This is a genomic window from Marinibactrum halimedae (assembly GCF_021234875.1).
Taxonomy (GTDB): domain Bacteria; phylum Pseudomonadota; class Gammaproteobacteria; order Pseudomonadales; family Cellvibrionaceae; genus Marinibactrum; species Marinibactrum halimedae.
Map to the genome: position 1 here is coordinate 99,054 of NZ_JAJQVM010000001.1, position 22,992 is coordinate 122,045.

Annotated in this window: 19 protein-coding genes; 6 read left to right on the top strand and 13 right to left on the bottom strand. The window is 47.4% G+C overall.

Going from position 1 to position 22,992, the window contains the following annotated elements:
* Positions 1 to 248: 248 nt before the first annotated feature.
* The 5 genes from LU351_RS00410 to LU351_RS00430 form a co-directional block, all read right to left on the bottom strand.
* Positions 249 to 1,556: a ribonucleotide-diphosphate reductase subunit beta gene (locus LU351_RS00410; RefSeq protein ID WP_232592015.1), complete on the bottom strand. Its 1,308-nt coding sequence runs from the start codon at positions 1,554 to 1,556 to the stop codon at positions 249 to 251.
* Positions 1,557 to 1,747: 191 nt separating this feature from the next.
* On the bottom strand, positions 1,748 to 4,681 hold the full coding sequence (locus LU351_RS00415; RefSeq protein WP_232592016.1) for a ribonucleoside-diphosphate reductase subunit alpha: 2,934 nt from the start codon (positions 4,679 to 4,681) through the stop codon (positions 1,748 to 1,750).
* A 673-nt stretch (positions 4,682 to 5,354) separates the two neighbouring features.
* Positions 5,355 to 6,410: an ABC transporter ATP-binding protein gene (locus LU351_RS00420; protein ID WP_232592017.1), complete on the bottom strand. Its 1,056-nt coding sequence runs from the start codon at positions 6,408 to 6,410 to the stop codon at positions 5,355 to 5,357.
* 191 nt (positions 6,411 to 6,601) lie between these two features.
* Positions 6,602 to 7,507, bottom strand: coding sequence for an ornithine carbamoyltransferase (argF, locus tag LU351_RS00425; protein WP_232592018.1), 906 nt, complete (start codon positions 7,505 to 7,507; stop codon positions 6,602 to 6,604).
* A 173-nt stretch (positions 7,508 to 7,680) separates the two neighbouring features.
* Positions 7,681 to 8,856, bottom strand: a complete 1,176-nt coding sequence (locus tag LU351_RS00430) for an acetylornithine transaminase (protein WP_232592019.1) — start codon at positions 8,854 to 8,856, stop codon at positions 7,681 to 7,683.
* Between the two features lie 323 nt (positions 8,857 to 9,179).
* On the opposite strand from LU351_RS00430, the gene grxD reads away from it, so the two are divergent.
* Entirely contained in the window at positions 9,180 to 9,512 is a 333-nt protein-coding gene (gene grxD / locus LU351_RS00435) for a Grx4 family monothiol glutaredoxin (protein WP_232592020.1), read from the top strand.
* A 155-nt stretch (positions 9,513 to 9,667) separates the two neighbouring features.
* Positions 9,668 to 10,687 carry a nucleoid-associated protein gene (locus LU351_RS00440; RefSeq protein ID WP_232592021.1) on the top strand — a complete coding sequence of 340 codons (1,020 nt, stop codon included), beginning with the start codon at positions 9,668 to 9,670 and terminating at the stop codon, positions 10,685 to 10,687.
* An 83-nt stretch (positions 10,688 to 10,770) separates the two neighbouring features.
* On the opposite strand, the gene LU351_RS00445 is transcribed toward LU351_RS00440, so the two are convergent.
* A complete protein-coding gene (locus tag LU351_RS00445) occupies positions 10,771 to 13,176 on the bottom strand; it encodes an Ig-like domain-containing protein (RefSeq protein ID WP_232592022.1) in 2,406 nt (801 codons plus the stop codon).
* 374 nt (positions 13,177 to 13,550) lie between these two features.
* The gene (locus LU351_RS00450; RefSeq protein ID WP_232592023.1) at positions 13,551 to 13,748 is read right to left on the bottom strand and encodes a CPXCG motif-containing cysteine-rich protein; all 198 of its coding nucleotides are present in this window, start codon (positions 13,746 to 13,748) and stop codon (positions 13,551 to 13,553) included.
* Positions 13,749 to 13,929: 181 nt separating this feature from the next.
* On the opposite strand from LU351_RS00450, the gene LU351_RS00455 reads away from it, so the two are divergent.
* The 3 genes from LU351_RS00455 to LU351_RS00465 all read left to right on the top strand — a co-directional run bounded on the left by LU351_RS00455 (position 13,930) and on the right by LU351_RS00465 (position 15,857).
* Entirely contained in the window at positions 13,930 to 14,553 is a 624-nt protein-coding gene (locus tag LU351_RS00455; protein WP_232592024.1) for a YigZ family protein, read from the top strand.
* Positions 14,554 to 14,683: 130 nt separating this feature from the next.
* Positions 14,684 to 15,025, top strand: a complete 342-nt coding sequence (locus LU351_RS00460; RefSeq protein WP_232592025.1) for a hypothetical protein — start codon at positions 14,684 to 14,686, stop codon at positions 15,023 to 15,025.
* A 34-nt stretch (positions 15,026 to 15,059) separates the two neighbouring features.
* On the top strand, positions 15,060 to 15,857 hold the full coding sequence (locus tag LU351_RS00465) for a hypothetical protein (RefSeq protein WP_232592026.1): 798 nt from the start codon (positions 15,060 to 15,062) through the stop codon (positions 15,855 to 15,857).
* 40 nt (positions 15,858 to 15,897) lie between these two features.
* Here the strand turns inward: LU351_RS00465 and LU351_RS00470 are convergent, their stop codons facing one another.
* Positions 15,898 to 16,932, bottom strand: a complete 1,035-nt coding sequence (locus LU351_RS00470) for a general secretion pathway protein GspB (RefSeq protein ID WP_232592027.1) — start codon at positions 16,930 to 16,932, stop codon at positions 15,898 to 15,900.
* Between the two features lie 2 nt (positions 16,933 to 16,934).
* Positions 16,935 to 18,569: an ExeA family protein gene (locus tag LU351_RS00475; RefSeq protein ID WP_232592028.1), complete on the bottom strand. Its 1,635-nt coding sequence runs from the start codon at positions 18,567 to 18,569 to the stop codon at positions 16,935 to 16,937.
* A 286-nt stretch (positions 18,570 to 18,855) separates the two neighbouring features.
* On the opposite strand from LU351_RS00475, the gene LU351_RS00480 reads away from it, so the two are divergent.
* Positions 18,856 to 19,041 carry a hypothetical protein gene (locus LU351_RS00480; protein WP_232592029.1) on the top strand — a complete coding sequence of 62 codons (186 nt, stop codon included), beginning with the start codon at positions 18,856 to 18,858 and terminating at the stop codon, positions 19,039 to 19,041.
* 117 nt (positions 19,042 to 19,158) lie between these two features.
* Here the strand turns inward: LU351_RS00480 and LU351_RS00485 are convergent, their stop codons facing one another.
* The 4 genes from LU351_RS00485 to purM are packed head-to-tail and all read right to left on the bottom strand — an operon-like array spanning position 19,159 to position 22,442.
* A complete protein-coding gene (locus tag LU351_RS00485; RefSeq protein ID WP_232592030.1) occupies positions 19,159 to 19,647 on the bottom strand; it encodes an FKBP-type peptidyl-prolyl cis-trans isomerase in 489 nt (162 codons plus the stop codon).
* Positions 19,648 to 19,688: 41 nt separating this feature from the next.
* Positions 19,689 to 20,645, bottom strand: a complete 957-nt coding sequence (locus tag LU351_RS00490) for a DUF3108 domain-containing protein (protein ID WP_232592031.1) — start codon at positions 20,643 to 20,645, stop codon at positions 19,689 to 19,691.
* A 59-nt stretch (positions 20,646 to 20,704) separates the two neighbouring features.
* Positions 20,705 to 21,367: a phosphoribosylglycinamide formyltransferase gene (gene purN, locus LU351_RS00495; RefSeq protein ID WP_232592032.1), complete on the bottom strand. Its 663-nt coding sequence runs from the start codon at positions 21,365 to 21,367 to the stop codon at positions 20,705 to 20,707.
* Positions 21,368 to 21,374: 7 nt separating this feature from the next.
* On the bottom strand, positions 21,375 to 22,442 hold the full coding sequence (gene purM, locus LU351_RS00500; RefSeq protein WP_232592033.1) for a phosphoribosylformylglycinamidine cyclo-ligase: 1,068 nt from the start codon (positions 22,440 to 22,442) through the stop codon (positions 21,375 to 21,377).
* Between the last annotated feature and the right edge of the window lie 550 nt (positions 22,443 to 22,992).

The following is a 22,992-nucleotide window of genomic DNA, read 5'->3' on the forward strand; positions in this document are numbered from 1 at the left end:
GATAAAATTACGTTTTATTCAACTATAGCTGCTTTTTTTAAGTCATTAATAACGGCGAGCTGATATACATAATTTGTAAGTAGGCGAAGATTGTGCCTTTGCAATTTAGAAATGAATTATTGGGTATGCTTATTAAAAATGTGTTCGTTTTATCGGAATAAAATCAGAGCTTTAATTACTAAAAAAGCCGATAGTATGACTGTCGGCTTTTTTAGAGTTTTATAACAAAGAAAAATAGTAAGGGTTAATTAATCCCAGCTTAATGCGCCGCCTGTTTGATATTCAATCACACGGGTTTCAAAGAAATTTTTCTCTTTGCGTAAGTCCATGATTTCACTCATCCATGGGAAGGGGTTTTGGACGCCAGGGAATTGCTCTGGTAAGCCAAGTTGTGCCAAGCGACGGTTAGCAATAAATTGCAGGTACTCTTCCATCATCGCGGCATTCATACCCAGAACACCTCTTGGCATAGTGTCGCGAGCATATTGAATTTCTAACTCAGTGCCTTCTAAAATCATTTGGGTCACTTCTTCTTTAAACTCAGGCGTCCAAAGGTGTGGGTTTTCCAATTTAATTTGGTTGATGACATCAATTCCAAAATTCAAATGCATGGATTCATCGCGCAGAATGTATTGGAATTGTTCTGCAACACCGGTCATTTTGTTACGACGGCCCATGGATAAAATTTGAGTGAATCCACAGTAGAAGAAAATCCCTTCAGTGACCACATAAAAACCCACTAAGTTACGGAGTAACTCTTGGTCGCTTTCTGTGGTGCCGGTTTGGAAGGTCGGATCAGACAGACCACGAGTATGGCTAATGCTCCATGCCGCTTTGTTGGCGACAGACGGCAACTCGCGGTACATGTTGAAGACTTCACCTTCGTCCATACCCAGAGACTCAATACAGTATTGATAGGCGTGGGTATGAATGGCTTCTTCAAAGGCTTGTCGCAAAATGTACTGGCGACATTCTGGGTTGGTGACCAATCGATAAATCGCTAGTACCAAATTATTGGCCACCAAACTGTCTGCGGTAGAGAAGTAACCCAATGAACGCATCACGATACGACGTTCGTCTTCGGTGAGGCCATCGGCACTTTTCCAAATCGCGATGTCGGCGGTCATGTTGACTTCTTGTGGCATCCAGTGGTTGGCACAGCCATCCAAATATTTTTGCCATGCCCAATCGTATTTGAACGGGACAAGCTGGTTGAGATCGGCACGGCAGTTAATCATGCGCTTGTCGTCCACTTCGATACGAGCGGCACCCAATTCTAATTCTTCCAAGCCCGGTGCGGGATCAAGCTTGGCTAAGGCTGCACGGGCTTTTTCCAATACGCTATTTGTCGAAGACCCATTTGCTGAAGACCCATTTTGGCTAATTGGCGTGCCTTGAGTTTCCGAGCGCTCTGGTTGTACAAGTGATTCTTCTTGCGCACGTGTATTTTGAGTTGCAGTTGCCACAGGTGCTGGTGCCTCTGTGGCAGATTTGGTTTGCGTGACGGCTGTGGGTGTTGCTTGATCTTCTTTCTCGAAATCGTCCCAACTTAACATGAGGTTGGTTCCTCTACTGATAATGCGTTTTTAATGGTTCCATTGATAACGAATGCGCACTGGAGTAAACCGACTGCAGCGAAAAGGGCATCACTGCAGTCGGTACTCAGTCTTCGCAGCAGTTGCTGCTGAGACGCTCTCCCCCGAGAATCGGTACGCTTAAACGTTAATCGTATTCGGTTTTGCCGCAATTATTGGCAGGCTTCACAATCCGGATCATCCAGAGAGCAGGCTTTCGGTACGTTTGCCGCAACCGGTTCTGAAGGAGCTGGTGTGGATTCCGCTTTTGCTGCGCTGCCATTGCTGGCTCCACTCGCAGAGACGGCATTTAAGCTTCCGGTATTTACCGTGGATTTCTCCGTAGTGGTCGCCGCTAATGCACGCAAGTAGTACGTAGTTTTTAACCCTCTGAACCAGGCCATACGGTAGGTAATATCGAGTTTTTTCCCGTTGGCGCCAGCAATGTAAAGGTTCAAGCTTTGGGCCTGATCAATCCACTTTTGGCGGCGACTGGCGGCATCGACTAACCAGCGTGGTTCCACTTCAAAGGCGTTTTTGTACAATTCTTTTAAATCTGCCGGTACACGGTCAATTTGTTGAACAGAGCCTTCGTAGTATTTCAGGTCGTTGACCATCACACTGTCCCACAGGCCACGTTCTTTCAAGTCGCGAACCAAATACGGGTTGACTACAGTGAACTCACCCGAAAGGTTCGATTTCACATACAGGTTTTGGTAGGTCGGCTCGATGGATTGTGATACCCCGGTGATGTTCGCAATCGTTGCGGTTGGCGCAATGGCCATCACATTGGAGTTGCGCATACCGTCTTTTTGGACGCGGGAGCGTAAGCTGTCCCAGTCGAGGGTGCGAGAGGTATCGACTTCAATGTACTTCTCACCACGCGCTTTGACCATGTTTTCCAGTGAGTCGATGGGTAAGATGCCCTTGTGCCACAACGATCCCTCAAAAGTGGAGTAACTGCCACGTTCTTTGGCCAGTTCACAGGAAGCCTCAATCGCGTAGTAACTGAGGTGTTCCATTGAGTAATCTGCAAACGCCACTGCTTCATTTGAAGAGTAAGAGATTTTTTGGCGGTAGAGTGCATCCTGGAAGCCCATTAAGCCAAGGCCAACTGGGCGATGTTTCGCGTTACTGTTCCTTGAGGTATCGACGGCGTAGTAGTTAATGTCGATGACATTATCGAGCATACGGACTGCTGTTTTAATGGTCTTCTTGAGCTTGTCGGTATCAAGCTTACCCTCGACAACGTGTTGAGCGAGGTTGACCGAGCCCAGATTACACACGGCAATTTCTTCGCCAGCTTTGGTATTGAGAGTGATTTCGGTACACAAGTTGGACGAGTGCACTACACCGACATGCTGCTGAGGGCTACGCATGTTGCAGGGGTCTTTAAACGTGATCCACGGGTGGCCAGTTTCAAAGAGCATACCAAGCATTTTGCGCCATAGGTCTAGGGCACGAACTTTCTTAAATAAGCGAATATCGCCGGCGTCGGCCTTGCGCTCGTACTCTTCGTATTGCGCTTCAAAGGCGGGGCCGACTAAATCGTGCAGGTCCGGCACTTCATTTGGAGAGAACAGTGTCCATTGTTGATCTTCGAAGACGCGCTTCATGAACAAATCTGGCACCCAGTTGGCGGTGTTCATATCATGGGTGCGGCGGCGGTCATCCCCGGTATTTTTACGCAACTCAAGGAATTCTTCGATGTCCATGTGCCAGGTTTCGAGGTAAGCACACACGGCGCCTTTGCGCTTACCTCCTTGGTTGACGGCAACGGCAGTGTCGTTCGCAACCTTCAAGAAGGGGACAACACCTTGAGATTTTCCGTTAGTGCCTTTGATATACGCACCCAGTGAGCGAACAGGAGTCCAGTCGTTACCCAGTCCGCCGGCAAATTTGGACAACATGGCATTGTCTTGAATGGCGCCGTAAATACCGTGTAAATCGTCAGGGACCGTGGTGAGATAGCACGATGACAGTTGTGGGCGTAGGGTGCCCGAGTTAAATAACGTTGGGGTAGAGCTCATGTAATCAAAGGAGCTCAACAAGTTGTAGAACTCGATCGCACGAGCATTTTTGTCGTCTTCACGCAGTGCGAGCCCCATCGCAACACGCATGTAAAAAATTTGTGGCAACTCAAAGCGAACATTATCACTGTGGATAAAGTAACGGTCGTACAAGGTTTGTAGGCCGAGATAGGTAAATTGCTCGTCGCCGTGGTGGTTTAATGCTGCACCTAATCGCTCAAGGTCAAAGGTTGCTAATTCTGGGTCAACGAGTTCGAGCTCAATGCCTTTATTGATGTACACAGGCAAGACATCTGCGTAAAGGCTTTCCATCTCGTGGTGGGTGGCTTGCTCGGCGAGCCCAAGGAAAGAGAGGGCCTCGGCTCTGAGTTTGTCTAAGAGTAAACGCGCGGTGGCATAGGTATAGTTGGGTTCTTGTTCCACTAAGGTTCTAGCGGTAATCACAAGTGAGGTGTTGACATCTTCCAGGTTAACGCCGTCATACAAGTTACGCATGGCTTCGCTCAAGATAGCCTCAGCGTCGACTTCTTTTAAGCCTTCACACGCTTCTTGCACCACGGTGCGAATGCGGTGCATGTTCAACGACTCTTTGCGGCCATCTGGCATGGTGACCATGATGGTGCCGTATTTTTCATCGGGCTGGGGTTCTGAGGTCGTGACATCTTCGGCACGTTCGGCTCTTAGACGAGCGTGTTCTTCACGGTAGAGAACGTAATCTCGTGCCACTTTGTGTTCGCCAGAGCGCATGAGAACGAGCTCTACCTGATCTTGAAGGTCCTCAATGTGGACGGTGCCGCCAGAGGGCATACGACGCATAAATGTGGAGGTGATTTGCTCTGATAAAGAGGAAACCGTTTCGCGAATACGGCTGGAAGCGGCAGCGGTACCGCCTTCCACAGCCAAAAAGGCTTTTGTCATTGCGACGGCAATTTTGCTTTCGTCGTACGGCACAACCGTGCCATTGCGTTTAATAACGCGCAGTTTGCCTGGGGCTGTAGCGATTACTTGGCTTGGTGCTGCTGATTCTGAAGGGGTAGTAACAGGTGAAGAAGTATTGACTTCCGTCTCGGTTTGCATTGACGTCTCCGCGAACGACTGGGTGGCTGTGATTCTGTAAAAATGTATATCAGTGCTAAAGAGTTATTGCTGCGTTAAACACGAACGTCGAGGACGCTATTGTGACGGGTATGTGTCACTGGCATGGCCTTTTCGATATCGACAACATCGTCATAGGCGCACCGTAAAGGTGTACAACAGTGACCGTGGACAAATACTGTCATAGCAATAATTGGTTTTAGCATTAGAGTGAAATGGTCATGATTGCGGTGTACTTGGTAGTCAATGGCGCTCTATTTTTGTTCTGCCCCCCTGTGCTAACAGGGAGTGACAATGGCCACTGGCTGGAGGGCTCTCTCTTTGTAGAGCCTAGAACACCTTAAAACCCAACATATAGGGGTATGCTTAACCTTTGATAACAGGATATAGGGTTTTGTCGGATTTTCAAGGTCATCAAGTTGGTGATTTCTTGTGGATAAAATGTGATAGAGCAGGAGGTCAGTGACTACTTATCTGTTAGGCATTGGCATAAGGCGATTCAAAATCTGCGTTCATTCTTCTTTGTAGATATATTATTTTGTTATTTTGATGTCGGATTTTTATGGGTCCTGTGCCACCTGTTCTGAATAAGAATAGGTGGCTTGTCTTGTCTGCTCTTAAGCCTAGGTGCTTATGTGATAAGACGCGAATCAACCTACTCAATATCGATGGTGGATTGAGGAAACACAATAAGGTGCTGAGCATCAATGTTGATTCCCACTGTTTCACCAATAGGGTAATCATGGTGGCTGGAGAAGTTGGCAAGAACCTTCTTTCCGGAGGGGAGTGATAGCGTGTAGAGTGTTGCCGCACCGGTAAAGGCTTTGTCCTGTACGATGGTTTTTATTGGGCTTTCGGGAGAATGAAGCACGTCATCTGGACGAAATAATACTTCCACATTGGCGTCTTTATGCCAGTGTGAGTGTTTGCTTTTAAAGGTGCCAAGTTCGGTAGTGACTTCAGTGGCGCTGTTCGTGCGGCCTGGTAAGAAGGCACCTTGTCCAATAAAGCTCGCCACAAATCGGTTATTGGGTTCATGGTAGAGGTTGTAAGGTGTATCCCATTGGCACAACGTACCTTGGTTCATAACACCAATGTTATCTGCAAAAGCAAATGCTTCTTCTTGATCGTGTGTCACCATAATGGCGGTTATGCCACGTTGCTTAAGAATACTTCGTACTTCAACCGCAAGTAATCGTCGTAGTTCAACATCCAAATTCGAAAAAGGCTCATCCAATAGAAGCAAGCTGGGTTCCGTTGACAATGCTCGTGCCAAGGCAACCCGTTGTTGTTGTCCACCAGAGAGTTCATCTGGGTAACGTTCGCCCATATTCTCGAGTTTTACGAGGGTTAATAGCTCAGTCGTGATGCGTTTCTGTTGGTCATGTGGAAGAGGCTTGAGCCCAAAAGCGATATTGTCTGAGACGCTGAGGTGAGGAAACAGGGCGTAATCCTGAAAGACCATTCCGACACCTCGCTTCTCTGGTGCCAGCATACCCTGGGGTGTGGATAACTTTTGGTTAGCGAGACGAATTTCCCCTTCTGAAAGTGGATGAAAACCAGCAATCGCGCGGAGGATTGTAGTTTTTCCACAGCCGCTCGGCCCCAACAAGCAAGCAATGTCTCCTTCGGCAAGTTCGATATTCAGACAGTCGACCACTTTGGTGCGCTGGTGCTGACAGGAAATATTGCTAAGGTGCAGAAAGCTCATAAGTATGTGTTACTCAACGATAGAGAAGGTATGTTAGTAGTTGTATCTTGCTTTTGTTGTAGATGAATTGTTGTTGCTGAATTGTTGTAGCTGAAATACGGCTGATTTAGGGGGAGGGTGGTTTGCCCGACATACCCCAAGGTAATGTCGGGCTAAGGCTATTATGCCGGGTGACGATCATCAAGGCAGGATTAGTGCTCAAGTAAAAATTCCATCAAGGCTTTTTGTGCGTGTAGTCGGTTTTCCGCTTCGTCCCATACAACAGAATGAGGCGCATCCAACATAGTTTCAGAGATTTCCATGCCTCGGTACGCGGGGAGACAATGCATAAAGAGCGCATCCGAATTTGCTTCACTCATTAAGGTTTCATTAACTTGGAAATGAGCAAACGCTGCTTCACGTACTTGTTTTTCCTCTTCTTGGCCCATCGAGGCCCAAGTATCGGTCACCACTAAATCAGTCTTTTTCACTGCTTCTTGAGCTGTAGAGCAAAGTACGATGCGATCTTTATTGGCTTCAATTAATTCCGCGTTAGGCTCAAAGCCCTCAGGGGTGGCAATACGTAATTCGAAATCCCACTGGCGTGCGGCATTGATGTAAGACTGGCACATATTATTGCCATCACCGACCCAGGCGACAGATTTACCTTGAATACTGCCTCTGTGCTCTTGAAAAGTTTGCATGTCGGCCAGTAATTGGCAGGGATGATAATCATCGGTCAATGCATTAATCACCGGTACCTGGCTGTACTGAGCAAAACGTTCCACCACATCGTGGCCAAAAGTACGAATCATCACGATGTCCGTCATGCGTGAAATTACCCGGGCGGAATCTTCAATCGGTTCACCCCGGCCTAGTTGGGTGTCTTTGGAAGACAAAAAGATCGCATGACCCCCCATTTGTGCTGCACCGGCTTCAAACGACACTCGAGTTCGAGTGGACGATTTCTCAAAAATCATCCCAAGTACCTTATTTTTCATAGGCTCGCCAGCACGGTTTTCGCGCAGTTCAGCTTTCATCTCTATGGCTCGGTGAATCACAGAATGCAGTTCAGCCGGAGTGAGATCGAGAAGCGTAAGAAAATGTCGAGTTGCCATAATAAACCTCTGTGTCTTCGTCGTGCAGTAAGTGAAGCTTGCAGCCCACTCAATGATTAACAATAACGTTAATGGTAAAGGTAATGTTTGACTGCACGGATTGTCTGATAGAGCCTTCCAAAAAAGGCTCTGATGTTACTGTGTAATGTAGTGTGTAATGAATGTAGTTAAGATCAGCCGAGTGAGCGTACCGTTTCGCACACTCGGTTAACGATATCGTTGGCTTGCTCGTCACTTAGGATGAGTGGAGGGAGTAAGCGAATCGTATTGCCGGCGGTCACATTCACGATGACGCCGTTATTTTTAGCGATTTCCACAGCGTCTGCACAAGAGAGGGTTAATTCAATACCCATCATCAAGCCACAGCCGCGAATGTCTTTTACATAATCGAGTTGACCCAGTTCTGCCTTTAGCGTGCGGAGCATATCGACACCGAGCGAGTGCGCTCGTTGGCAAAGTTGTTCAGACTCAATGAGGTCGATGACTTTGAGTGCGGCAGCGGTGCACAATGGATTACCGCCGAATGTTGATCCGTGATTCCCCGGTTGCAAAACCTCGGCGGCTTTGCCATGGCTTAAGCAAGCGCCAATGGGCATTCCGTTACCTAATCCTTTTGCCGTGGTGACGACATCAGGCAGGATGCCTTCGGCCTGGTAGGCAAAATAGGTGCCCGTGCGGCCATTCCCGGTTTGAATTTCATCGACAATGAGCAACCAATCGTTTTGATCGCACAAAGCTCGAAGTGCTTTTAAATAGCCTTCATCGGGAATTCGAATGCCACCTTCCCCTTGAACGGGTTCCACCATAATGGCGACAACATTGCTGTTACTGAAGCCAATTTTTTCAACCGCTTCAACATCGTTAAAAGGTGCGTGAAGAAAGCCGCTGACTAACGGAGAAAACCCGGTTTTGACTTTGGGATTGCCCGTTGCGGTCAGAGTGGCCATGGTCCGGCCATGAAAGCTACCCTCCATCGTGATGATTTGTGGGTCGGTAATTCCCTTCGAGTGGCCATATTTGCGGGCAATTTTAATGGCGGCTTCGTTGGCTTCTGCCCCAGAATTGGAAAAAAAGACGTTACTCATGCCAGAGAGTGCCGTTAGCTTTTCTGCTAAACGGATGGGTGGTGTTGTTAAGAAGAGGTTTGAGGTGTGTACCAAGGTACCCGCTTGTTCGCTGATGGCAGCGGTGATGGCAGGGTGGGCGTGGCCCAAACCGCATACGGCAATGCCACTGAGCGCATCAATGTATCGATTACCTCGGTTGTCCCACAAATAAGCGCCTTCACCGCGCTCAAAAGTAGTGGTTCTTTCACCGTAGGTATTCATTAATGCTGTTTCAGTCGACATAGTGCTATACACCTCTTTCTTAATGTTTCTTACTGACTTTTGCTATTGCCACTGTTGATATTCCAATATCGATCATTTTCATAATTAGAGTCGCAAAAACGAAAACAGGCAGCGAAAGCTGCCTGTAAAGGAATCAATATAGCCATTTAGGCTCATGCTGGCAATGATTTGGCTGGCGCTTTTCAGGTGCTATACGGACTTTTCAGATCATGGCGCAAATTGATATGGCTTGAGGCTAGGGAGTTTTTCGGGAACGAGGTATACTTGGTTTCAATAACCGATCAATTTAGTCAAGTATTAACACGAATGAGGTGAATCACTGCATGGATATCATGGAAACCATCAAAGGCCAAATCGAGCAAAACACCATTATTTTGTACATGAAAGGTTCCCCTAACGCACCACAGTGTGGGTTCTCTATGCGCGCCTCTCAGGCGATTATGGATTGTGGTCAGCGTTTCGCGTATGTAGATGTGATCAGTAACCCTGATATTCGTACCAACCTTCCTCAGTATGGTAACTGGCCGACTTTCCCGCAGTTGTGGGTTAAAGGGGAGCTCGTGGGCGGATGCGATATTATTACTGAAATGCATGAAAGCGGCGAACTGAAGCCTTTATTAGACAGTGCAGCAGAAAGTGCGCCAGCGGAAGAATAATACTGTCGGTTTCGTCTAAGAAATCTTGTTATTAAGCCTGCAGAAAAAGCCCAGTAGATTGTGACTGGGCTTTTTTATTGTGCTCACTGTATGCGATATGATGTGAGTCACTTTCGATCATATTCATTTATCGTCTTTTCTCGGTTTATCTTATTGTGTCTTTTCAAAATTTTATTGCTCATCAATTAGAACGTGCTGGTGATACGGCACCCATTCAGCTGGTTGCGGGAGAACGTGAAACGGAACTGAACGGCCGCCAGCAAGAATTACTGCGTGAATTAAAGCTGACCTTTGTGCAAAAAGCGGGAAAATCCCACGGCACGTTTACCGGCGAGCTGGATAAGGCGCAGCTGTCTCAGTGGCTTCGAGAAGTTCATGAAGAGAAGCTGTCGTTTACGGAGTTTTCTCGTAAAGCGATGGCGGCTCTGAAGTCGGAATTACAAAATGTGGAGTTACCGCTTTCGGGTTTTTTTGTGTTTTTCAGTGAAATGTTGGCCAATGAAGATTTCTTTTATCTTTTGCTTGTCGAGCATAACGAAGGCTTATTTTTCACACCAAATTTGGCGTTAGAGTCATCTCGCTTTATCGACGTAAAACAGCTGCGTTGGGGGGTGAAAGTGAATGTCACAGAATGGTTGCAAGATCCGAATGAGTTGGGTTGTGTTTCACAAATGCGAGCTCGTGGTGACAAAGACTTAAGTGATGTCTTATCCCATTGGATTGGCTTCACCAATACGGTTAATACCAGTGAAGATACAGAAGAGTTTCTTTCGATTGTGGAGGACTTTTCTCGTTCATTACCCGAAGAAGACGCCAAGCAATATCGCCAAAAAGTAGTGGAGTATTGTGTTGAGCATGATAAGCGCGGAGAAAAAGTTGAGTATGAAGCGCTCTCTCAATTTGTCGATGACAAAGAGCCTAGCGCTTTGGTCGATTACGTCATGGCAAAACAACCTGAACCGAAGGCAACCTTAATTCCAGACCGATCCGTTTTGCGGCAATACGTGCGTTTCTCAGGGAGAAATGATCAGTTGAGCATGAGTTTTTCTTCAGATTGTTTAGGTGAGTCGATTATGTATGACAAGGCCACAGACAGCATTACCATCACAAACGTGCCACCGGCCTTAAGGGCACGCTTGCTGAAGTATTTACAGGAGCAAAACTCGGGAGAATAAATAGAGGAAATAAGAATCGAAAGCATAAAAAAAGAGCCTCGTTGGGCTCTTTTTTCGTTTTAGCTCTCTAACAACGTCTGTATTTATTCTGCCAATACAGAAGTATTCGTCACTGTAAACGCCCCATTCATAAAGGTCAGGGATTGGCCAATGATTTCTGCGAAGGCCGCCATATCATCGTTTGCGGCAAAGGTGGAGTGAGTGCCGCTTTGCATTTTCACCACTAGAGCGGTGGAGGTTGGAGTGGTGTTGCTTTGGTTTACAACCTCTAGTCCTAGCACTTCAGACAGCGGGGTGCTGCCTGCCAAAGGTGAAAACGCAGTGGTTAAGCCTGAGGTTAAGCCTATGGCATCCGCAATTCCGCCACCGTAAGGGTTCATGCTGTCTTCTACTCCGAAATAACTGAAGTTAGGCACAGTGTGATCCGGTGGGTAAATTCCACTGAAGAGCGCTTGCAGCCCATCCGATAAGCTGGCGCCACTGGCAATGGCCGCGCCACCCACCATTTCGTACATCAGCGTTGGTGTTCCGTTCAGGCCAGGTGAGGCGATGGCATCAGCGGTATCGAGCATCGCTTGGAGTACTTGCAAGAAAGACTCATAGCTTGAGGTACCTTGTGTCACGCCCGCTGCGGCAAGGCCGCCGACGACGGTTGGGCCAAAGGCAGGAGAGTTTTCGAGTAGCTTCGTAATCTGCCCACCGGGGTTACCTACGATTAAGTTCTGTATTTGAGGTAACTGATCATTAGCGGCTTGTGCGGTATCGCTATTGACGGCGGCGGTGACAGAGGTGGCCACAATGCCTCCTAAGGAATGCCCGATAATAGAAACACTATCGGTATTCAGTCCTTTGCCGTTGATGCTGATCGTTTGCAAGCTGGCCAATACATTGAACTGATCCAACGCCGCTTGACGGAGATTATCCCGTGCGCGCGCAAAGTTGATCAGGTTAATAAAATTGTCACCGGATTGGCCTGCGGAGGTTTCTACTGTGTCACCAAATGTCATGCTAACTCGTGCACCGGTGGCATCTCGGGTGACATTGTCGTGGCGTTCGGCGAGGTTGGCAAAGGTGGTATCACCGCCCTGCAAAAGTGCGCCTACCGTTGCTGCCCAAGGCGAGCTTGTCCCATTAGTGGCGAACTCAGCAGCATTTACCGATAAAATTGAGGTGAGAGTCGAGATAACGGGATTGCCATTACGATCGGTGGACAGGGGGGCCATGCCATGAAGAGGGTGGTCAATGACCACGGTGGCTGTACAGGCATTGGAAGCCAGTGCTTGTGCCCAATTTAAGCTGGCGCTGCGATTGGAAGTAATGCCGTGTACGAATACTGCCACAGGGTAGCTCGGCAATAAGGTGCAGTCGTTGCCTCCACCCGCAGAGTAATCACCGGGTAGGGTAATCATAATGGGAGCGTATTCAGTGGCTACCATCTCGGGTAACGGGTTGGTTCCGCTGATGTTACCGTTGGCGTTAGTCCAGAAGGGGTCTAATGCTGGGTTGGTATTGAGTTCCCCCATGTACTGAGGAAGTGCGATTTGCCCTTGGTAGACCATGGTGACTGTATCACCGGCAGCATCTGCGAAAAACGGTGCCCCTCCGATCGTATTATTTGCGCCACCATCAAGGTCGATCCAGTTAATGGTGCGCGGAGCAACGTGTTCAGAGCTGCTGGCAACACTGGTAAGTGTGGTATTGCTTGCTGTTGTAAAGGTGTAGGCCAAAGCCAATCCATCAGGGCTATTTGCGGAACTCAGTGTGTTTTCTCCGGCTGCAATCCATGCCTGAATGGCGGAGAGTGCTTGAATTGTGCTGTCGGTGGGATCACTGGATGAGAGATCCGAAGAGGCGGCGAACTTGAAATCTTCAGGCATATCGATCGATTCGCCTGATGAGGTTTGAATACTATCGCCCAACACGACGAGATATTGAGTGGACGAATCCAACGGCATGGTGGGGTTAATACGAATAATGGGCTCGCCGCTACCTAACGTTAGCGCCTGAGCTTGAATGGGGGCAGGTATACCCGTGGCGGCGTTGATTAATAAAACATTGCCGAAAGCCGCGACGGTATCGGGATTAAGTTCGGCTTCGAAATAGATATCAATAGCGGATGTGGTGGAAAACCCATCGATTTGGTTGAGGCCAATGGTCACCGGGTTACTGTTGTCGTCCAGTGAAATGGTGCCATCATCGTCGAAGCCGTATAAGTCGATGGCGAGTGGAAAACTGCGTGTGGCCAGATTAAACACAGCAGAGGGTGCATCGCTGTCGGTTGAAGCAACAGGGACTTCCGGTGCGCTGGATTCCACATCGCTGCCTCCACAAGCGACGAGCAGGCTGGTAGCAATGGCGCAAGCCAACAACTTGGGGGCAGTGTACTTAAGAGTGGTATTGTACTTACGATTGGTATTGTACTTACGAGTAGTGAATGGTGTGCCCGAAGTATCGGAAAGGGTTTGGGTTAAACGCGAATACAAAGTCATAGTGTTTCCTTCTTATTATGCGGCAGCTGTAATTAGTGTTGTGTACTGCCGTTGAGCCTCAGTTGTTATTTTTTATTATTTGAAAGCAAGTGTGTGCTTACTTTTTGGAAAAGCTTGTGGATGATGATGCCTTCCATTTTGTTGAATACGGTGTCCAATTATTATTATCGTATAACTTACGTTATGCACCATCGGGTGGTTAATCGAATGAGTTGGAGGTGTGCCGAGTTGCTATGGCACGTGAGTATTCTTATTGTGTTGATCATGCATTCATCGACGTTAAGATAAATGTAACGTTTGACACGTGCTTGTAAACTATAAAGCGTGACCATTTGGTCATTTTTGGGGTGAGTGGAGTATTCCTCTACTATACGTTACTCATCTTCCCGTTTTACTTTACAGTGTATGTTGTCATCGTCATGGATGTGTACATTCACCACTAAAGGTTGGCAGCAAACCTCGCAGTCTTCAATGTACTCTTGGTTTTCAATGGAGTGATCGATCACTAAGCAAATCGGGGCGCCACAGTATGCGCAATACGTTGAGACTGTATTTGTGGTCAGGCTCGTCATGACAATTTCCTAGGGCGTTGGTGATTCAGCGTTAATTTTATGATGCTAGCAGTGGTGGCTGTCATCCGTTGTGAGTGTAAATACCCGTGAATGATTAATGATAATTCGTCCCTTTTAGCAAACTCGCTCTCACTGAATATTAGAATCGCTTCTTACTATGCCCTCTTCTAAGCTCACATCTATGTCTTCATTTGTTATCCCTTCTGGTGATGTTAGCGTTGAACAAGAAATCAAACGCAGTCGTTTTATTACCCACGCTGGTCGTGCGCAAGATCGTGATCAAGCGGAAATGTTTATTCGTGAAATTCGCAACCAGTATCCTGATGCTCGGCATGTCTGTTGGGCTTATATTGCGGGCGCACCGAACACAACGGTGACGTCTATGAGTGATGATGGAGAGCCATCTGGCACAGCGGGTAGGCCGATGCTGAATGTGTTGCAACACAGTGGTTTTGGTGAAATTGTGGTTGCTGTGGTTCGGTATTTTGGTGGTATTAAATTGGGCACCGGTGGATTGCAGCGCGCTTACGGTGGTGCGGTATCGGCGGTGTTAGAGAGATTACCGAGTGAGCCATTTGTACCGTCGGCGGTAGTTATGTGTGAATGTGATTTTGCCCATGAAGCGGCGGTACGCAAAGCAGTGGCGGACCATGCTGGTCACATAAGCGAGGTGCAGTATGGGGCGAGAATTCGTTTGGAGATTATTTTGCCCTGTGAGCAAGTGGAGACTTGTCGAGTATTGATTGGAAATCACTCTTCAGGCGCTGCGAGCTTTGAGATGATGGAGACTCAGAGTGACAGCTAGTGGCGTTCATTTTTAATAAATAATCTGTTTTTTTAATAATGGCGCATCATTCCCTGTATGCCGCTCCTTCATTTGGTTAGAGTTAGTACTGGTTAGATTAGTACCATAATGTTTATAAAAAGGTCTTACCATGAACCTCAAGGATGTATGGATTATTGAACATAAGTCGAAAGTGCTGCCCAACTGCAGTGTGGTGATGGACGGATCGGAATATCTTTACAGCACCTGTTATGTTCCGACGGATTCCATTGAGGAAGCTTTAGTACTTGCGAAAAAAGATTTAATGAATCATGGATTGGATTTCATCGGCCCCTCGCAGTGCACCCGATATCGCATTGCTCTACTGACAAATCCCCCCCCTAACTACCATACCCATAAAGACAATTCAGAAACCGCTTTGAAAGAAAAGGCCATTATTCATGACACTTTTGTCTCTCAAGAGATCATGGAAGATGAAGGAAAAGCGTGGTAGCGAATAGAAATACATAAACTCAAGGAGAAAGAGCATGGGATCTTTTTTAACTATTGCTGAAGGTAACCCCAATTTTGCCACCCCAGTGAGTTTGACCTTTGAAGGCGACCGTGTTGTTCATAAGCAAAACGCGGGAAAAATCGTTCGAACGGTTTATCAGCATTATCCAGAATGGCTGGACTATTGCCGTAAAACGTCTCCTGAAAGTATGCAAAAACTTCAGGAAATGAAAAATAAACCTCGTGTACTTTACCCTGCCAAAATGTATACCCAGCTTGAGTTTGAGGAGCTTCAAGATGCATTCCAACAAGGCGACAGCGCGTATCAAAAACACCCTAATGGATTAGAGAGCGTATATTACCCAGGGCAAAACGAAATTTGGATTTTCGGCGTAGATGCCAAAAATTCAGCTCATATCTCCAGCGCATTGGACATTGCAGAGGCGCGAATTGGCGGCACTTTCAGTAAAAGTGAAACGATTAAGTCCGTTTACATTAAAAACTTAAACGCAGACAGCAATGACCCACAAGATAATATGCAGTTATACAAAGACGTTTTCGAAGCAGTAAAAGCCACTGCGCAAGAGGTGATTGGCCATGGCGGCCAAATTTGTTGTCGAACCATCAGCCACCCTCTTAACCCTAAGTTAAGAGTAGAACACTTACAGCAAGCCTATGAAGAGGCCGGTGCGCAGGGCTTTAGAACCGGGCAATTGTGTAATGAGCAAGGCAGAGGGGTTTCCATGATCAGTGCGGATAACCCTAGGCAAGACGGTAAGGTGCGCACCGCTTCTGTGTTTGTCCACTTGAATGAAGGTTTCTTTACTGTTTAGACGTTTTCAGTAAATGCACGCTGTGTTTAAAGTGTGGAGGTTAAAATCCATCCCAACTTTGCATGGCAGGTTGGTGAAAGAAGTAACCTCGGTAACTAATAACTGAGCCATTTTCGTCAATTTTTTCTAGGTATAGCTCGTAATCGATTTGATCTCCGGCGTAAAACTTTTTGCCGTTAATAATGGCGAACCCTTTTTGGGTTTGGGCGGAGTAAATGTGCGCGGTGTATTTAAGAGCCGGAATTTCTGAGCGAATGGCATCAGGCAGTTCATCAATACGCTTAAAATTGTTGCCACTTTCTGCCGTGCCTGTTAAGGCCACTTCTTGAGCAATTCGGTCAATTTCCGCCTGGGAGATATCGAGAGCAGGCGTATCGTCTGCTGTGCTAGATGCTTTGTTCGAATCAGACTCACCAATCACCACTTTCTTTGGTTCAACGCCGCTGGATATCTGTGCGGGAGCGGAGGACTTAGAGGGCTTTTTTTCACTGACTTTAACCGGCGCGGCCACTTCGCGATGATTTTGGCTGTATAACGCTTGAATACGCTGTTGTGCCGGGGAAAGGTTGCTCGTTTTACTTTGCTCATTGGCGGACAAGGTCTTGGTCTCGTTACCACTCCGAGCCTCTTCGGAATTTTGATAGTTTAGGTCGTTATTGGTTGCGGCGGTTTGTACAGAATTGTGGTTCGAGCTTGTGGTGTGGGCTGATGAATTACTGTTATGTGAACCCATGCCGTTTGAAGGCAGAGTATTTGAAGGCAAAGACGTTGAGCTGCGCGCTGTTGGTGCCGATGGTTTAGAGGAAGGTTCAGAGCGGTTTTGCTCACCTAACCAGCTAACGGGGAATAGCATGTTCTTAGCTGAAGCAGACCGCGATTCAGGTGTGCTAGTGAAATAAAATACTACCAGTGACAGTAGGGCAACACTAAGAGCAGTGACCATAATCCATGGTGCTTTCAGACGACTTCGGCGTGGGCCTAACTGACGTTCATGAAGGGTTTGTAGGCCGGGAACCTGTTGCTGTTGCTGGCGTTCTTGCTCAGATTTTTGTAAGGCATCCAAAATGTAAGACATCGTTAATTCGCCTTCCTGTTAGGTTGCAGGGAAAAATCTTTATCAAGATAATCGTTTAAACGCAGCACGGTTTTGATGCCCACAATGCCGTCGGCATCCAGCCCGTTTTCTTCTTGAAACATGGCCACACGTTGAGCGAGGGCATCGTTAAAGCGGTTGTGTGTTAGGGCGTCTTGTTGGCCATCAATCATGGCGAAGCTGTTGGCAACCCATGTCACAAAAGGGGATGTGTCACCCACTTGCGTCATTTCTCGATAATGCATGGGGGGTTGCCACAAAATAGTGAAATTCCCCGTCCAGAAGCGGCCTAATTCAAACAATGACCACGAGCCGGTTTGTTGCCCTGCAATTAACGTTGCTTCGTTGTCATTTAAAAAACGCATGGCGACAAACGTGCGTTCTCCGTTGACATCCAACTCTAATATGGCTGGGCGGTTGTATTCTTGTAACTCTTGCCAGCTCCGACTGCTTTTGATTTCACAGTGCACGCCAAAATTGGTGAGCTTTTCGCAGGCAGGAGTGAGTGGTTTGTCGTAGATTGATAACGCGACCTGCAATTCATTGACCGCATCTTGGTCTGAGTTGAAAGTGAAGTTGTTGATGGCATGAGAGGTTGTCTCATCTGCTGAGGAGATAAGAGGTGCGCGCTCGCGCTCGATGGGCTGAGGCTTTGTCTCGACTGCAATCACCGTATTTGCCGCCGTATTGGACGGGGGCTCCGGGTTTCGATCAAATAGGATCAGCAGTACCGCAATAACAATGAAGACACTAAGGCCTCCGGCGAGATAGTAAGGTAAGTTTGGGGGTAGTTGTCGTGCAGCCACAGCACCGGCGATTTCGCTGGTGGCATCTTGAGCTAGGTCCAAGTCGACTTTTTCAAGATTATTGGTGTAAGCCCCCAGCAGTGCCCGGTCACAGGTGACGTTAATGAGGCGGGGAATTCCCCCGGTGGCACGGAACACTTCTCGTACGGCAGCAGGGGTAAACAACGTTTGGTTGGCCGACATGCCTGAAACCATCAAACGATGGCGAATATAGGCATCGGTTTCTTGCAGGGTCAGCGGGTTAATGTGGAAGCGTGCGGTGACCCTTTGCGCTAATTGGCGCAGTTCTTTTTTTGCCAAAACATCGTTGAGTTCGGGTTGGCCGATAAAAATAATTTGCAGCAGTTTTTTTTCATCGGTTTCTAAATTGGTCAGCAGGCGCACTTGCTCCATGACCTTGATTTCAAGGTGTTGGGCTTCATCAATAATAAGAACCGTATTACGGCCTTTGGCGTGATTCTGTAAAAGAAATTTATGCAGCGCATCAGACAGTGCTTTCAGGCTGTTCTTATCTTCAACCTGCGTTACCCCCAGTTCGTCACAGAGGCTGGCCAATAACTCAATAGCACTGAGAGAGGGGTTTAAAATATAGGCAATGTCGGTGTTTTTCGGCAGTTGTTTGAGTAGACAGCGGCTAATGGTGGTTTTACCGGTGCCGACTTCCCCCGTCAGTAGTACGAAACCTCCGCCATGGTTAATGCCATAGATGAGGTGTGCCAAGGCTTCCCGATGTCGCTTGCTCATAAATAAATAGCGTGGGTTGGGAGCGATGGAGAAAGGGGCGTCTTTTAATCCAAAATATTTGTGATACATGCAGTTTGTAATGTGCGAAGAAGGTTGTCAGCGATTCACTCTCTAACCATTATGTCCATCAACAATGGCCGTGTTAAAAATGGCTGTGGTTGTAAGGTTAATGTTTGTAACGTTAATGTTTGTAACGTTAATGGTTGTTTTGTTAATGACTGTATTGTTAATGACTGTGGCGGGATTATGCCGAATTCCGTTCAGGTTAGCACTTGACGCCTTTGTTGGAAACATAAGGCTTGTGCGCTTGGTTTTGTTTAAAATAAATTTTCATCGTAATCACTAGGACAGAAATGTGAGCAATGTTGTTCCCTTCAAACGACCGAAAGCGTCTGAGAAACATAAAGGTAAAACCCTATGCCGTAGTGGATTTCACAAATGGGTAGTGGTGACATCGAATAAATTTGACGTGAAGCAAGGTAAGTTGGTGACGCTATATCGTTGTTCACGGTGCGGGAAAGAAAAGGTTGAGGCGCACTGATTCGGCGTTTTTGGATTATTTTTTAACGTAACCCCCATCGTTTCGTCACGATTAGGGGGTTATTGAACTTCTTAGAGGCTAGTGAACCTCTAAGGGGTTAGTGAACTCGGCGAAATCTTAGTCGTGTTGTTCTCCACCGACGCCATGGGCATGGCCATGGTCGATTTCTTCTTCAGTGGCATCGCGAATATCGGTGACCTCTACCTCAAAGTGTAAACGCTGGCCTGCAAGAGGAGGGTTGCCGTTGATGGTGACATCATCGCCGTCAATTTCGATGATTTCCACAATCTGTGGGGTGCCATCGCTGCTTTCAGCGTGAAAGGCCATACCGACCGCCAGCTCATCAACGCCGCCAAAGCTGCTGGCAGGAATCTGTTGTACCAGTTCTGGGCGGAATTCACCGTAGCCTTCTTCAGGTTCTACCACCACTTGCAGTTTGTCGCCGACGGACTTGCCCAAAAGGGCTTTTTCCAGCCCGATCACGATATTGGCGGCACCGTGCAAATATTCCAGAGGCGGATGGCCTTCGGAAGAATCGACGATCTCGCCGTCGTCGTTTTTAAGAGTGTAATGAATGCTTACCACTTTTTTTTCAGCGATTGTCATGGTTAGTGCCTGTTAATGTATACGTGTGTTAAAACAGAGGATCAATGTCCTTTCACCGGGATGCCATCAATGGCAGCGGTGCTAATGTTAATCTCGTAGGATTGATCCTCATCATGATGTTGCAGTCTTAGAAGAAGGTAGGCCCATTCATCGGCGAGCCATAAGAGGGTTTCGTGATGTTTGGGATCATTACTTCGAATGCGCCGAATTTTCGTTGCTCGAAATTGGCCTAACTTGGTATTGATGACTTCCTGTCCGAGCCATTGAAACTGATAGTGCTTTAAGATTCCGCCATCGGCAATCAAGTATGGGCCTATTTGCCAAAGCGTGTCGGTGGCGTCAGTACCAGCACCACTTTGTGGCTCGGTTGCGGGCGAAGGTTGATGGATTCGTTCATTTAACGCTTGTTTGTCTGATGTTTGTAAATCCAACAGGTCTCGCCGCACCTGCAATTGATAGCTTAACTTATCTAGTGTGCCGGGGGGAATTTCCATCTTCCAGGGCTGGCCTTGGACATTGTTGAGAACTGTGTTTTTTTCCCAATCAAAATTGAGTGTTGCTTGTCGATCCCGCCCCCAGCCCTCACGTAAATATTGATAGGAGATCGGTGAAACCTGTGTCTTTTTCCAACGAAAGCGAGTGGTTTCTGTTCGGTCTACAAAAAAAGAGTCCACGCTGAAGCGAAATTCATACTCATTGTAATCAAGCGCCGTCAATGAACGGGTGGCGGTGACAGAGATTCCGCCGTATTTCGCTTCGTAGGTAGCGGTGAATTCAGGTAGTAAGGTCGATGGTTGGGGTGTTGAGGTTGTTTCGTGCAAAGAGGTTGCGAAGGAGAGAGGGGTGGCCATCAGCCCAAGTAACGAGAGCCACTGTAGGCGAGTACGGTGATTCAAGGTCATTTGGGCGGTAATGGTATCCGTTTTAGTGCCAGCAATGTCATTGCCGTGACGATTGTGACGATTATTGCTCAGTGTTGAACGTTGTAAAAACCGCATTATCATGCCCAAACTCGGCATCGCTGTTTATGTCTGATTACATTTTTAAGGTTACATGGTTACGGAAGAGTGTCTATGACGACACCGGTGTTTGGCAAGGGTTCACCGTCAAGAAAAGAACGATTGTCGCGCATTGTGAGTCGTTTGCGAGCAAACCAATCCACCGCCATGGGGTAAATGATGTGTTCCTGTTGCTGAACACGCTGAGCGAGTGTTTCAGGGGTATCGTTTGCGAAAACCGGTACTTGCGCTTGAATCACATTGGGCCCCCCGTCCAGCTCGGCGGTCACAAAGTGGACGGTAACGCCATGTACGTCATCACCTGACTCTAGCGCTCGTTGGTGCGTATGCAAACCTTGGTACTTTGGCAGCAATGACGGGTGAATATTTAACATTCTGCCCAGGTAGTGCTCAGTGAAAGCCGGGGTAAGAATACGCATGAATCCTGCCAGTACTACCAGTTGTGGCGCATATCCATCAATAAGGCTCATCAGTGCTTCATCAAAGGCTTCCCTCGAATCATATGCTTTATGGTTAAGGGTGTGATGGGCTATACCGGCCTGCTTTGCACGCTCCAGCCCATAAACATCTGGACGGTTACTGATGACGGCTTCGATCGTGATGGGCAGAGGTGATTCGACGGCGGATACCTTATCAATCAGTGCTTGTAGGTTGGTACCGCCACCAGAGATCAATACCACAATAGAAATGGGGTTGGTCATTGATCTTTTAGCCTTCGGTTGATTCGCTAGAACTTGAGAGAACAACGGGCGCTTGACCGCTTTGACGTTCTGCGATTTGACCAATAACGAAGGCATCTTCGCCGGTGTCTTTGAGCAGGTTGAGCGCTTTCTCCGCCTCATTTGGCTTCACAACCACCACCATGCCTACGCCACAGTTGAATGTGCGGTACATTTCTTCTTCAACCACGTTGCCATGCGTTTGTAACCAGCGGAAAACTTCAGGCATGTCCCATGCGTCGGTATGGATGACCGCCTGAGCGGAATCGGGCAGTACACGAGGTAGGTTCTCCAGCAACCCGCCACCGGTAATGTGAGAGAGCGCATGAATGGAGATGGATTTTTGTAAACTCAATAATGATTTAACGTAAATTCGCGTTGGTTCCATTAGCGCTTTGGCTAAGGTTGTATCGCCTAATGGTTGGTTTACGTCGGCATCGGCTACTTCAAGAATTTTCCGTATTAATGAATACCCATTGGAGTGCGGCCCGCTGGAGCGAAGGGCAATTAAGGTATCGCCTACGGCAACATTGCTGCCATCGATGATTTCACTTTTTTCGACTACGCCAACACAAAAGCCGGCCAAGTCGTAATCATCGCCTTCATACATACCGGGCATTTCTGCGGTTTCACCACCCACTAGGGCACAACCTGCTAATTCACAGCCCGCGCCAATACCGGTGACCACATCTGCTGCTATATCCACGTTTAGCTTGCCTGTTGCATAGTAATCCAAGAAAAATAACGGCTCGGCTCCGGCCACGATAAGGTCATTAACACACATGGCCACTAAATCGATGCCAATGGTGTTGTGTTGTTGGAGTTGCATGGCCAAACGTAATTTCGTGCCAACACCGTCGGTACCCGATACCAAAACAGGTTGCTTGTAGCCTTCGGGAATTTCACAGAGCGCGCCAAAACCGCCTAAGCCTCCCATTACTTCGGGGCGTTGTGTGCGTTTGGCAACGCCTTTAATGCGATCAACCAACGCATTACCAGCATCAATATCCACACCGGCATCTTTGTAGCTAAGAGAAGGAGATTGTGGGTCACTCATAGTGAAAACATCCGAAATATAGGTGGGTCTGCTCGCCATTACTGGTCGAGAAAAATAAATTCAATCAATGAAAGTTGGATCACATTGCGCAATAAAATTTCGACTAATGGGCACATTGGCGCCGAAGGGTTCTGAGGCACAGGATCTGAAGGCGCGTATTCTATCAGCACAAAATCCATGGATCACCTCTTGTTCGATTGGTCAGGTTTGTGCTTTTTTTATCCGGGTAAGTGTTTGTATTTTATCGATGTTGCTGATGTATTGTTCGTATACGTTCATGCCATATGTTTTGGGAAGGCTGACGCAAAAAATAAGGGCTTTCTTCCTTCATGCTAGATGGAATTGATTTATGATCACTTGTCAGAAAATACCTGAATGACTTAATGATATTTCACATGATGTCTTGTGCTGTGTCTCGTTCGTGGAGACATCATGCAACTTTTGTGACTCTCGTTACTCTAGCTCAAGGACAATGCGCATTGTTTATTGAGGGCTTTTATCGAAAGCGTTTCATCAGGAGTTAAGCGAGTGTGAATAAAAATAAGTTTTA